The 11,958-nt window shown below is 52.2% G+C and carries 14 protein-coding genes; 5 read left to right on the plus strand and 9 right to left on the minus strand.

Features of this window, described 5'->3' with window-relative positions; genetic code table 11:
- The first annotated feature begins 283 nt into the window (after positions 1–283).
- On the plus strand, positions 284–1,525 hold the full coding sequence (locus IMCC12053_RS14255) for a tyrosine-type recombinase/integrase (RefSeq protein WP_062220188.1): 1,242 nt from the start codon (positions 284–286) through the stop codon (positions 1,523–1,525).
- A gap of 128 nt (positions 1,526–1,653) precedes the next feature.
- Here IMCC12053_RS14255 and IMCC12053_RS14260 read toward each other — a convergent pair whose 3' ends face one another.
- Positions 1,654–2,190 (minus strand): peroxiredoxin-like family protein, encoded by a 537-nt coding sequence (locus tag IMCC12053_RS14260; RefSeq protein ID WP_062220190.1) that lies wholly within the window; start codon positions 2,188–2,190, stop codon positions 1,654–1,656.
- Positions 2,191–2,277: 87 nt separating this feature from the next.
- Between IMCC12053_RS14260 and IMCC12053_RS14265 the strand changes: the two genes are divergently transcribed.
- On the plus strand, positions 2,278–3,018 hold the full coding sequence (locus IMCC12053_RS14265) for an AraC family transcriptional regulator (RefSeq protein ID WP_062220192.1): 741 nt from the start codon (positions 2,278–2,280) through the stop codon (positions 3,016–3,018).
- Positions 3,019–3,450: 432 nt separating this feature from the next.
- Here the strand turns inward: IMCC12053_RS14265 and IMCC12053_RS14270 are convergent, their stop codons facing one another.
- The 4 genes from IMCC12053_RS14270 to IMCC12053_RS14285 all read right to left on the minus strand — a co-directional run bounded on the left by IMCC12053_RS14270 (position 3,451) and on the right by IMCC12053_RS14285 (position 6,468).
- Positions 3,451–4,017: a tyrosine-type recombinase/integrase gene (locus IMCC12053_RS14270; RefSeq protein ID WP_062220194.1), complete on the minus strand. Its 567-nt coding sequence runs from the start codon at positions 4,015–4,017 to the stop codon at positions 3,451–3,453.
- 195 nt (positions 4,018–4,212) lie between these two features.
- On the minus strand, positions 4,213–4,944 hold the full coding sequence (locus IMCC12053_RS14275; RefSeq protein ID WP_062220196.1) for a hypothetical protein: 732 nt from the start codon (positions 4,942–4,944) through the stop codon (positions 4,213–4,215).
- The gene (locus IMCC12053_RS14280) at positions 4,941–5,582 is read right to left on the minus strand and encodes an ATP-binding protein (RefSeq protein WP_062220198.1); all 642 of its coding nucleotides are present in this window, start codon (positions 5,580–5,582) and stop codon (positions 4,941–4,943) included. The genes IMCC12053_RS14275 and IMCC12053_RS14280 overlap by 4 nt, the downstream gene beginning before the upstream one ends.
- A 67-nt stretch (positions 5,583–5,649) precedes the next feature.
- A complete protein-coding gene (locus tag IMCC12053_RS14285; RefSeq protein ID WP_062220199.1) occupies positions 5,650–6,468 on the minus strand; it encodes a hypothetical protein in 819 nt (272 codons plus the stop codon).
- A gap of 355 nt (positions 6,469–6,823) precedes the next feature.
- On the opposite strand from IMCC12053_RS14285, the gene IMCC12053_RS14290 reads away from it, so the two are divergent.
- Positions 6,824–7,435 carry a hypothetical protein gene (locus IMCC12053_RS14290; RefSeq protein WP_074906433.1) on the plus strand — a complete coding sequence of 204 codons (612 nt, stop codon included), beginning with the start codon at positions 6,824–6,826 and terminating at the stop codon, positions 7,433–7,435.
- Between the two features lie 247 nt (positions 7,436–7,682).
- On the opposite strand, the gene IMCC12053_RS14295 is transcribed toward IMCC12053_RS14290, so the two are convergent.
- From IMCC12053_RS14295 to IMCC12053_RS14305, 3 genes are all read right to left on the minus strand, one after another.
- Entirely contained in the window at positions 7,683–8,015 is a 333-nt protein-coding gene (locus IMCC12053_RS14295; RefSeq protein WP_062220203.1) for a DUF3768 domain-containing protein, read from the minus strand.
- Positions 8,008–8,466 carry a hypothetical protein gene (locus IMCC12053_RS14300; protein WP_062220206.1) on the minus strand — a complete coding sequence of 153 codons (459 nt, stop codon included), beginning with the start codon at positions 8,464–8,466 and terminating at the stop codon, positions 8,008–8,010. The genes IMCC12053_RS14295 and IMCC12053_RS14300 overlap by 8 nt, the downstream gene beginning before the upstream one ends.
- 419 nt (positions 8,467–8,885) lie before the next feature.
- Entirely contained in the window at positions 8,886–9,527 is a 642-nt protein-coding gene (locus IMCC12053_RS14305; protein WP_062220207.1) for a hypothetical protein, read from the minus strand.
- A gap of 172 nt (positions 9,528–9,699) precedes the next feature.
- Here IMCC12053_RS14305 and IMCC12053_RS16240 point away from each other — a divergent pair, with 172 nt between their 5' ends.
- Positions 9,700–10,002, plus strand: a complete 303-nt coding sequence (locus tag IMCC12053_RS16240; RefSeq protein ID WP_417903499.1) for a DUF6626 family protein — start codon at positions 9,700–9,702, stop codon at positions 10,000–10,002.
- A gap of 153 nt (positions 10,003–10,155) precedes the next feature.
- Entirely contained in the window at positions 10,156–10,518 is a 363-nt protein-coding gene (locus IMCC12053_RS14315; RefSeq protein ID WP_062220209.1) for a hypothetical protein, read from the plus strand.
- Between the two features lie 337 nt (positions 10,519–10,855).
- Here the strand turns inward: IMCC12053_RS14315 and pseI are convergent, their stop codons facing one another.
- On the minus strand, positions 10,856–11,914 hold the full coding sequence (gene pseI / locus IMCC12053_RS14320; RefSeq protein WP_062220211.1) for a pseudaminic acid synthase: 1,059 nt from the start codon (positions 11,912–11,914) through the stop codon (positions 10,856–10,858).
- Positions 11,915–11,958: the final 44 nt, after the last annotated feature.

Here is an 11,958-nt window from a genome sequence, read left to right on the forward strand (position 1 = left end):
TCGACTGCATCAGCTTGCTTTGGGGCTGAGCTGATGTGAGTAAAGCTACCGTGATCAGTATTTATAGTGATTTCAAATCTCGGATAGCGGCGAGTTAACGTCATCATAATTTCCTGTTGGTTCATTTTATTATTTTGAAGTGCAATAAAATAACAATAGCTTGAAGATGCGAGTTTTAATCCGAGACTAAATTGCACGATCGAAGCTTTCTCACACCCTCAAACACACACTTTCGTAGACTTGTTGGTGCGCCCTGCCGTAGTGTTGTGGTGAGGAGCATGACATGCGGCAGCTGCGTGATGATACACATCTGATACTGGACGGCGAGGTGCGGGTGTATCGGCGTGAGCGCAGCAAGCGCTGGCAGGCAGCCTTTGTAATTGATGGGCACACCATCCGCATCAGCACGGGCAAGCGTGACTTAGCTGAGGCCAAGGAATATGCCCGCGACACGTTTTTGGAATACAAGTTCCGCCACAAAAACGATCTGCCTGTTGTGACCAAGAAGTTCTCTGATGTTGCTAAGCTGGCCATTGCCGACATGCGCAAGCAATTGGATGCGAGTTTAGGGCGTAAAGTGTTTGCTGATTACATCGTGTGTGTTGAGCGCTACCTCATCCCCTTCTTCGGTGCACAGTATGTGACCACCATTGATTATGAGAAGGTGCAACAGTTCTACGAGTGGCGGCGTGCTAAGATGGGGCGTGAGCCTAAGGCCTCAACGCTGAATACCCATAACTCAGCCATGAACCGTGTGTTTGAAGAAGCGGTCGCGCGGGGCTTTATCGCGCATAAGAATGTGCCACTGCTGGTAAACCGCGGCGAGAAGAGCGAACGACGTCCAGACTTTACCCGCGAAGAATACGCCACGCTCATCCGCAAGCTGCCCAGCTGGATCGATGCAGGCAAGGCAGGCAAACCCACAGACATGCGCCACCTTATGCGGGACTATGTGTTGATAATGGCCAATACAGGCATGCGGCACGGCACAGAGGCGCTGAACCTACGCTGGAAGCATGTGACCCTGTTCGAGGAAAAGGATCTGCAGTATCTAGAGATGAGCGTCTCAGGCAAGACTGGTCGCAGGGACATCATCTGCCGCAGTGGAACCATCAATTACCTAAAACGCATTCACGAGCGCAGTGACGACATACGGCACGTCCCTTTTGAAGACTTGCTCAAGCAGCCTGTTGATCTGCCTGTGTTCAGATTGCCAGATGGCACTGTCTCAAAGAACATCCACCAGACGTTCCGCAAGTTCCTCACAGACACGGGACTGATCACCTGCCCACGCACGGGCCAGAACCGCACACTCTACAGCCTGCGTCACACATACGCGACCTTTGCGCTGCTCAACGATGGTATGGATATCCACGCGCTGGCTGTGCAGATGGGCACATCGATTGGCATGATTGAGCGGCATTACAGCCATCTCACGCCAAGGCTCAAGAAGGATATGCTCACAGGCAAGCGGTATGAGTTGTCGCGGGATGAGTTTGAGGACCAGCATGCCATTAGCGAGTGATAGAAAGCTACATCTTGGGCGGGAATCGGTCGTTCACCGCAGGCCCAATAGAGGTCCGCGTTGGGGGGACGAAGCGGACTTTTCAGCGATTGGATCGGCAAGCGCGAAGGTCCGCTTCATTCGCACGTTCAGACGGTGCCCGTGTATTCTCCGCGCGCCGGGTAGTTGTTCTTTATAGCGAAATCGAGTGCCCCAACAAGTTCCGAGAAATGCGGCCGAACGAAGGGCATGGTCTGGACCGAGCCGTAGTAGAGCGATTGCTCCGGCGTGACCATGAACAGGCCTGGTTCGGAGAACAGCGCTGGTTCCTCGATTCCGATCGATGTCTTGCCGCGTGACGCCGAGATATACAGTCCCCATTCGCGTGCTTTGGTCAGGGGCAGGTCGTAGGCGAAACGCAAAGTGTCCGCACCGATCTTGTCGGCCATGGCGCGCGCGCGCTCCTTGCCGTCCGAGCTTACGGCGATAGTGCTGACGCCCCGCTCGGCGAAATCGGCAACGCGTTTTTGGAACTCCGTCAGATAGGTGGCGCAAATGGGGCAATGCAGGCCACGATAGAAACAGATCACAGTGCCGCGTTCGGACCGCTCGGCCGAGAGGTCGAACGCCCCGTGATCGAGTGTCGGAAGCTGTAATTGCGGGGTTTTTTGACGGGGAATAAGCATCGAAGGTCTCTCCTACGTGAAAGTTGCATTCGGATCATATCAGACGTATAATCTATAAAATCTTAAAAATCGGACCAAAACGCCCAAATGGAACGACATGACCGCCTCACTACCCTGATCGACAAATTCAAGCTGACTGTTTCGTCAGCGGTGCCCGAGGATGCGAATCTTGTCGTGCACACAGCACTGGACGGCACGCCCCAGAGGGCTTGCTTCCGGACGCGGGGCACGGGCTTTCCCCCTTCTGAAAGACCGGTGCTGTTTTGGGCGCATGTCGATTGGAGTGGTTTGCACAATCCCTTCCTGACGACGCTCCCCGATACGGTTGATATCGACATGTCCGCCGATCCCGATGGCGTCGGTCTTGTGCGCATGATGCAGTCCGAGATCGCCGGGCAGCGGTGCGGCGTGGACTCGGTGCTGAACCGTCTTGGCGAGGTCCTGATCGTGCGGATGATGCGAGCGCAGATCGAGGCGGGATCCACACAACCGGGTCTTCTCGCCGGTCTCTCCGATCAGCGTCTCAGCCGGGCCATCGTCGCCATGCATGACAGGCCGGGACAGGCTTGGCGCACCGAGGACCTGGCACAACTCGCCGGCATGTCGCGAAGCCGTTTCGCCGAGTCGTTTCTATCCGCCGTAGGCGAACCGCCCGCGGCCTATCTTCGCCGATGGAGGCTGACCCTGGCCCGGCAGGACATCATTAAGGGCCATAGGGTGGACGTGGTTGCGCGGCGTTATGGGTTCGTCTCTTCCGAAGGCTTCTCACGCGCGTTCAGGAAACATCACGGCGAGCCACCAATTTCGCTACGGCACGGCCAGGCGTAAGCGGTTTGCAAAGCCAGTCAGGTGCGCGGCAGCGCTTTTTTCAAGGTTATCTGTAGGTGACCGCGGCAAGGCTCTGCGGCCGTCCAAATAGTCAAAACCCACTGGTTCCGAATGAGCATCACGCAGGCCATTGCCGAGGTTTGAAGAAATTTGCTGCTCGTCGTCTTTCCAACTCACTAGCGTCCGCTCTTGGCGCAACTGCTGCCATAAGTTCCGGGTGCGGCATCGGATGAAGTTGGGCTCGAACCTGCCTTCAGCTGCGCGCCTCACCAACGTCCGGTAAGGGCCGGTCGCGACGGTCGTGCAAACAGGGCGGTTTTCATGATGGTTCAGCCATTCGGCCAAGACGCCACGGTAATCTTACAGCGGGAAAATGCGACAACCGGGCCTTCGCTGCAACTAAACCGAATGGCCGGTATGGGCCGAAAGCGCCTACAGCAGCTCCACAGCCTGGCTAAGCTGCTCAGAATTCACATCGATATATCTCTGGGTAGTGCTTATGTGACTATGCCCCGCCAACTCGGCCAGCAACCGCACCCCCACGCCTTTGTTTGCCAGTCGCGTGATGTAAGTACGTCTTCCCGAATGGCTTGAAGCGTCCTTGAGCCCTACCGCTTTGTAGATGTCGAGAAACAGCTGGCACATGGTGTTGGCTGAGAAGTGCCCACCTTTTTGGCTCTCAAACAACGCATGATGCGGCTTGGCTGTGCGGATTGATGCGCTGTACTCCAGCAGAGCTTTGCGTAAGCGCTGATTGAGATACACCGTGCGTGTGTGCCCGCCTTTGCTTTGCTCGGCTGTAAGTATAAACTGCTCACGCACGTTGCCCGTTTCATCAAACACATTGCCCACAGTGAGCGCTGCAATCTCCTTGGCCCTCAGCCCTGCGTAGAAGCTCGTCAGTATAATAGTCTCATCCCGTGTTGGATGACGACGACTGCGACAGTACTGTATAACCCTGCGCAGCTGCGCATCATTGAGTGTCTGTGCTTGGCGCATGGCGCTATCTCCTCAAAACCTAAGCATTTGTTAGCTTTGAGCATAAAGTCTGAGATATTGGTCTTCCTACCGGAAAGACGCCTTTCCTGAAGTCTATGTTTTACAATGACTTACGCAATAATCTCATACAATATGCATTCTATGAGGTTTTAAGCTCTGCCGTTCAGCTCAAGCAAAACTGCGCAGTTAAAGCCTTCATGGCGTGCTCACAGCGACTTGCTGCTTTGCCAATTGCAGATGATTGACTAAGGGAGAAAAATTCCCCGCCATCTGCAGCAGCAGCTTGTACTTGGCAAAGTCATAGACGTGCACTTGATCGATGGCGGGCAAGATCACCTGCAGCTGTTGTACTAAATGTGCAAACTGAGGTTCTGCCTCCAACGCACTCAGCCGTGTCCAAAAATGCTCAAGCCAAGGCAGGAGCGCTGCGAACTCAGCAAAGCGCTCTTCTGCAAGGTCGCGAAGGTGGCTTTCATAGAAGCCAGCCAATCCGAAGTCTTTGAGTTCAGCTTTGTTAGAAACATAAAGGGCATGGTCCAATGCGCCCAAGACAACAGCTGGCGCTGTATATGTCGCTGTCAGCTCTTCCAACGAACCGTCAAATAGTGCTGAACGGCCGTTGAGGGTAAAGTAGTCATGAACGTTATCAGCAAAGCGAAACGTCGACTGCAGCTTTACAAGATAAACCTCTTCATCGATCTTTTGCATGAGGCTGTGGGGTCTTAAAATGATTTTGCTGTCAAAAGGTATCTTTGAAACAGCGCTGTCCAGCTCACAGGCGTAATCACAGCTATCAAGGTCAGCATGTGAAGCTGGCACGTGCTCTTCAACAATATGCCACAACCGCACATCATATTCGTTGGCGATCTGACAGGTTAGATGAAGCGCTGCGATGCATTTGTTGTATGTGTCTAAAGCATTGGTCATGGCGCTAACGCCTTGCTGGCTATAACCGTCTCTTCGAGTAAGTCGATCAAGTCCCGTGCGCTGCCTTGAAAGCTCTGCAGCATCTGCTCAACATCGGTTCTTGCCGGAGTTAGCCCCTCGGCTTCCAAGATAGCCTTGGCACGATCAACCCAATCGAAGTTGCTGGGCGGGTCTAGGTCAATCATGCGGAACCTGCTGAGCACGGCACCCATAATGCGGCTCTTGTGGTTCGTGGTGGCCACAAAGCGGATAAGATGACGTTTGGCGTCCATGAACTCGCGGAACTTGGGCTGCACTGTGCGTAAGTCCATCTCATCAATCTCGTTGATGACGATCATGGCTTTGTCAGGATTGCCAAACATCTGATAGTTTACCTCAGACATGATCTTGGCTTCATAGTCTTTACCAAGGCTGGCAGCATTAAACTCCCACTGCATGTGTTGAATATTGTGATGCTCCAAGTAACTGTGAGCGATCACACGTGCCGCTTCTGTCTTGCCTGCACCTGGTGGGCCTGCAAGCAACAAAGGCTTAGCGGGTGGCAGCTCACAATATGAGCGAATAACACTGGCATTGAGCGGGTCCGCAATGACCAAATCGTCAAAGCTACGCGGTAAGTGTTTAAGATCAAATGACATGCTCAGCTCCTTTGGATGCATGTAGATGGAGTGGGGCAAGATATGACTGCCCCACTCACCGTTAGATTTATCCATAGGTATGAGTTGCTGCGCCGTTTGTGCGCACTCCACCGCCTGACACGCTGACTTGTGCACCGGATCCAACGCGGATCATTTTGGACGCAAACTCACGCACATCACGTGCACGCTTGGTTGCCAGATCACCGGCGTCAAGCTTGGCGAGGCTTTCTTGAGCGCGTTCATCCAAGTCTTTGCCCGATGATACCAAGACAGCGTCAATGATGCCCGCTTCGTTGCACCCGTAAACAATCGTGCCTGTGCCATTGTCATTGCAGCGTACCAGCGCAACCGCATAGTCTTCTTCGTAATCTGTGTTTGGCTGGATGAACGTTGGCAGGTCAAACGTGCTCACGCCCACTTGCACTTCCTGCAGACCCTCAAGCGCCAGCTTCTTAAAATCCTCTTTGGACATGGTTGCTGATTTTGTGGATTTGGGCACGCGGCGCACTTCTTCAATGCCACCACATTCTTGCACATAGCTGGTGAAGCTCTGTTCTGGCCCCTTCATGTCGTGAGCGATTGATATGACACTTGAGTAGGCAACTTCACGGCGGCCTTGCCCTGCAAAGACGTAGCGCACTACCTTTAATGCAAGGCTGGTATTGGCTTGGGTTTTGATCTCCAAATCTGTGAGCAGTGCTGTAAATGCGCGGCGTTTGCCCACTTCAGCTTTAAGCTCAGCGTAAAGCGCATAGACACCTTCAAGAATGGCGTAGAGCTCTTCGTTGGCAGCACGCAGCGTGCCTTCTTCCCATGTCACCCGTGCCGCATGCATAGCATCAAGGCGTTTTTGGATATTGTTTTTGAGGTCGTTTTGAACAGACATAATGGTCTCCTTCATCAATAATTGCACCCGTATGGGCTCATGTGTTTGCATCTGGGTTTTGAGGAAATTGAGCAGCCAGTGGCTGTGCTGCACAATATGCTGATATTAAAACCATCAGATTGAGACTGTTATAGTTGGAAGATTTGGCTAGTTTTGACTCCATGTTCCACCGGAGGGAGATGGAGTCATGGTCACAAACCAGGCCAATGCAACGCGGCACGTACTGAGCTTCAAGACAGCGCCACCAATTATTCACATGGCGTCACGGCGAAGGTTTCGAGGAGGACGCAATCTGCCATATCGAGACGCTGAACCTTACAAAACGTCCATTTATTATTGGTGGTGGGCCTTTTTGATGCGCAACGCAGACTATCAACGCACTTGCGCAACATCGGGCCACGGCGAGCTTGCTGGCCTCTATCAAGACTTCGGCGATATTTTTGAAAGTGATTTTTTAACGTGGTGGCAGTGCCATCAAGGGCTGTTTGCAGAAAAGACAGCGTTGATTGAACAGGTTGGCGCAGATCCTTTGAACTCCACTTTATTGTATCATATTGACCCCAAAAGACCGCTGAGCCAGATTCAGGAAGAGATTAAAGCCCTTCACATGCACGCGCATGCGATCATGCCCGTGGCTCCACCCAAACAAACCTCGTCTGCAAAATATCCAATTTACACAAATGTTTCTGCGCATACGCTGCACAAGGTTTTGACTGTTTGGGATTTGCGCTGTGCATACCCTGACACATCTGCATATGATCTAGGCGTGCTCGCTGGCTTCAAAGCCAACATTCTGGCCCCACCTAAATATGGTGAAACGCGCACACGCGCCGCAATCAAAGCGGATGCCCACAACAAGCAAGCGCGCACGAGCATTGCGAACCGAACCAACCGATATTTGCGCACGGCAGAGCAGTATATTGACAACGTTGGGCGCGGAGAGTTCCCCAAAGCCTTGCGTCGGTAAAAATTAAGTCATTGATATTAATGTGTAATAAGGCAAACACTGTGTTTGGATTTAGTATGTTTGGCAAAAATGGCAAACACAGTGTTTGCAACATGTATGTTTGACGCAGTAAATCGAAACACTGTGTTTGAACTCTAAACCTAATCACTGTGTTTGAGTTGCATTTGTGCTGCTGGCGCAGAGATCAGTGCTGACTTTTTGTAGGGCAGATTTACTGTGTTTGTGTTGGACTGATCCGTAAGTGATCTCAATACTCATCTGCCAACATGACGGTAAGCACCCGTGCAGTCACGGCAGGATCGCTTGGATCAGGCGAATGCATCTGCAGGTCTAGATCGTAATAGTCAAACTTCCAAAAGAACGTGTTGCCGTTCAGCCTGATGGCTCCAAAGTCATGCTCCGCATATGGGTCGTTGTCTGGTGTAAAGGCATCGAAGTCCTCTACAGTGATTAACAGCTCAGCAACTGTGAGTGGATCGCAAGACAATACGCCCTGAGTGAGTATCCAGCGACAATGATCAAGACGCTGCCGCGCCCGATCATTAAGTGCTGCTATTTTAGCTGTGTTTGCGTCAGGCATTTGCTGCTGCCTTGGCCGCCCCGGGTTTGATGCGTGGTTGCCGCTCTGCTACTCGGGTGATGGCCCCATCCAGCTCCCCTGCAGCTGCTGCATTGAGGAATGCATCTAGAACAGCAGCCACCTCATCTAATGACTTCACAAACACCGCGTTGTTGGTGCCATCAGCTGCAATCACACGTGCTCCATAACGACACTGCACATACCAACCACTGTCTTGTTCAAAGAACCATGGACGTATGCGACGATGAGTTTTGACCAGCACACGCTCTCCCATGTCGTTGGTCATCCACTTGTGCCGCTCAACCCGGTGATCTTGCTTCTTGAGTGCGGCGGCATGCACCAGCTTTTGTTCTTTGAGCCCCGCCACAAGTTTGTCGCGTCGTGCAATGATGGGATCGCGTTTGGTGCTGCGATCAACTGTTTTGAATGTAAGCTTTGCCAAATGTGTCATGTGCGCTTCTCCCTGTTTGGTTACAGCTAAAGCGTATGTTCAAATGAAACACTGGACGACCGAAAAGACATTCAAGTATCTGAATTTATGTGATAATATTGAATTGTCGGGTAATGCACAGATAAGTGCAGCATTGGTCACATATGTTTGCGCTTAGTGATCGGGCTATAAAAGGCAGCGCACACACACCGAAGCTACGCCCACAAAAAAAGCGTCTAACGGTTTGCTCCGCTGACGCTGTGTTTAGCTCTTATGTCTCTGTCTGTTTGATCAAGTTCGTTTGAGCTTTTGTTGATGTTATGTGTTCTTTTGAACCTTCGTTAGTTCGAACAACAGCTCGTGAACAAGGATGTGCCAAGGTTTTGAACCTACGACATTACATTGTTCTACCTGCTCAGGTGTTTGCTGCGCGAAGGGGCTTAGCCACGCTCCATCATCTGCAAATCACCGCTTGCCTCATATTGTGCCTGTTGTGTGTTTAATGCCTGTTGTGCCTGCTGTAGCCAGAGTGGGCTGGCTGCCCGTGTAATGCGTTGTGCCTGTTGTTGGGTGTAGTGCTCATTCAATGTGTGCTGTGGAAGCGGATTTGACTGCTCTGCATTCCAGCAAAGATCATCTGAGATGGTGTCACTGCCCATGCGCCAATACTCGTGGGTAACATAGCTCGTCACCGCCGCGCGGTCTTGAACTGGCATGATCCAGTTCTTTGCCAGCGGTGCTGTTTGAGTGTGATGCTGGGCCCACACAGCGTTCAACACACAGCATATGTATTCTGTGTCCTGCAGTAGACTTGGCATTACGAAGTGGATGTGGAAGTTCTCGTGGTCAGCGCCCTCATGTGCAAAGCACCAGCGTGGCACGCGCATGTTTTGACGCTCAGCGGCTTTGCCGTAGATAATGCGGTCCACTTTATTCCAGTAGCTGCGCAGGAGCTTATTGGCGCTATGCCTGCCAATGGTCCGGCCATTCACGAACTTGAGCGTACCAAACAAATCCCAGTCTTGCGCCAGCAGGTGCTGTACCAATGCCTGTCGTTCTTGTTTGCGCTGCTCAAATCCCATTGCGGACCTCCATGTTTATTTATCAACGAAGGCGCAAAACGGGGCAGAAATGGTAGTGCGGCAATCTATGGCACACGTTCTTGGTAAAGCTGCGTCAGCTCGTCAGCGTTGAGATAAATACAATGAAAACAACGCATTGGAGGATTGGATGAGCATAAGACTATTAGAACACATGCGAGATGAGTTGATCGCAACAGGCATCGTGCAGAATACACCAGAGTTCTGTCACAGCTGGCTGGGACGCAGTGAGGGCTATATCCGCGTGCTGCGCTATCATAACACCGAACCTAGTGTGGGCACGCTGAGCATCTGCTCAAGTAAGCTTGGGTATTATGCAGCGCGATTGGCGGCTAGTGATCAGCAACAGCATCAAGCGTGGAGTGAGCGCTTGGCAAACCTTAAGGCACTTTGTGACAGGGCTATAGCTGATCAGTCAGAGGCAGTGTGGCGCGCGCCAGAACGGATGGCGGTATAATGCGGTTTAAGCATTGCAACGTCATTTATGACGTGTCTCATCCGAAATTTCCCTTGCAGCCGCAAAAATCTGCGCTGCAGTTTTTTGTAGGGAAGTACTTACGCTTTTGGGGTGGCCTTTTACTAACCCTACTCCTGTTAACTGGGGGCGCACATGACTGACCGCGAGGAACTACGCCGACTGATTGATGTGATTGAGAAGGCTTCAGGAAGCGTTCAGCTAGATCAAGCCATTGAGGACATTAAGATCTTTGCAAACACCACAAGCTTCTTGGCCAACAAGCTTGAGACACGGCTCAAAGGTGGCGACGTCAAAGCTAAGAAGCAGCCAAAGTCACGTATGGGTAAAGCTATTGCAGCTCCACCTGTTCCAAAGCCCAATGCGCCCAAGCCACAACAGGCTGCGCCAGACGCTGCAGGTGGCGGCATGCCCTCAGCCCTATCAACTGCAACATCACAGGCGGACTACGACAGGCTCAAGCCGCAAGGCGCGCAGGGGCCAATATCCAGCAGCTGAACATTGTGGCGTCATACGCCGTCTGTGCGCAGGCTATAGGCGGTGACCACGTTGCGTCAGCGCTCAGTGTAGCGAGCAACTAGGGTTACTGCGCTACGCTGCGTTTTAAGCTTAAAGCACACAAATACTGAACACAGTGCGTCAGCTGCTTTTTGGTTGCTCAAGGCATCTGCAGGCATAGTTCAAATGCTAAAGCGCTTGTTTGTGTCTGTCACAAAGTCAGCGCCAATTGGGACAATCACTTCTGGGCGGAAGGTGAAGACCGATTCCAAAAAATGCAATTGTCCTTTCCAATGGGAACCCCGAATGTCCACAGGCCCTAATCCGGCACATGGGGTCACTTTGACAGCAGATCAATTTGTACTGGTGTTCCCGCTTTAACGGCGTCACCGACCCGCATGCCAATTATCTTGTCTGCAAGTTTCGGGGCCGCACCCAAACCAGGACGAACCGAGCGGAAATCCTCTTCTTTGATGACATCGCCCGCGTTCAAATCTTTGACAAAGTACAACGACCGGCGAAACGTGACGTTGGAAAGTTCACTTGATTTACGGCCGTAATCAACCTTTCCAACAGCGTGCCATGCCTTACGAGCGCTGGTACAAAGCTGCTTGAATTCAAACGGCTCCAAAGAAAAACTATCGTCTGGCCCACCGCCGTTGCGATCCTCAGTCATGTGTTTTTCAATAATAGACGCCCCCAGCGCGACAGCGGCGATGGCAGTGGTATTATCAAGCGTATGATCTGAAAGCCCTGTCACAAGGCCAAAACGGGCCATCATGTCAGGGATTGTCGCAAGATTGTAGTCGCCTGCAGGAGCCGGGTAACCGGACACACATCGCAGGATTGCAAGCTCTTTGCAGCCCCCATCTCGCGCGGCGGCAATCGCCTCTCCGATTTCGTCTGCGTCGGCCATTCCAGTTGAAATTATCATCGGCTTACCGGTTGACGCAACATAGCGGATCAACGGTAGGTCAACGGCTTCAAAACTTGCGATCTTATAGGCGGGTGCCCGCAGATCCTCGAGCAGGTCGACCGCCGTTGGATCAAAAGGCGACGAGAACATAGTAATGCCACGCTGCCGTGCGCGCTCGAACATTTCGGCATGCCATTCCCATGGGGTATTGGCTGAGGCGTAAAGGTCATAAAGGCTTTGGCCCGCCCATTTCCCATCGGTAATCTGAAATTCCGGTCGGTCCGATTTGAGCGTGATGGTGTCGGCGGTATAGGTCTGAATTTTAACAGCATCCGCACCGGTTTTTGCGGCCTCATCAATCAAGCGCAAAGCCGCCTCAAGGCTGCCGTTGTGGTTTGCCGACAACTCTGAAATGACATAGGGTGGGTGGGCCTGACCGATAAATCGTCCGGCAATTTTTATTTCTGGATAATCCGTCATATCGGCCTCCTGTCAAAAGCTAGTGTCGTAAAACGGCGCGATGT

Source organism: Celeribacter marinus (genome assembly GCF_001308265.1).
GTDB classification, from domain to species: Bacteria; Pseudomonadota; Alphaproteobacteria; order Rhodobacterales; family Rhodobacteraceae; genus Celeribacter; species Celeribacter marinus.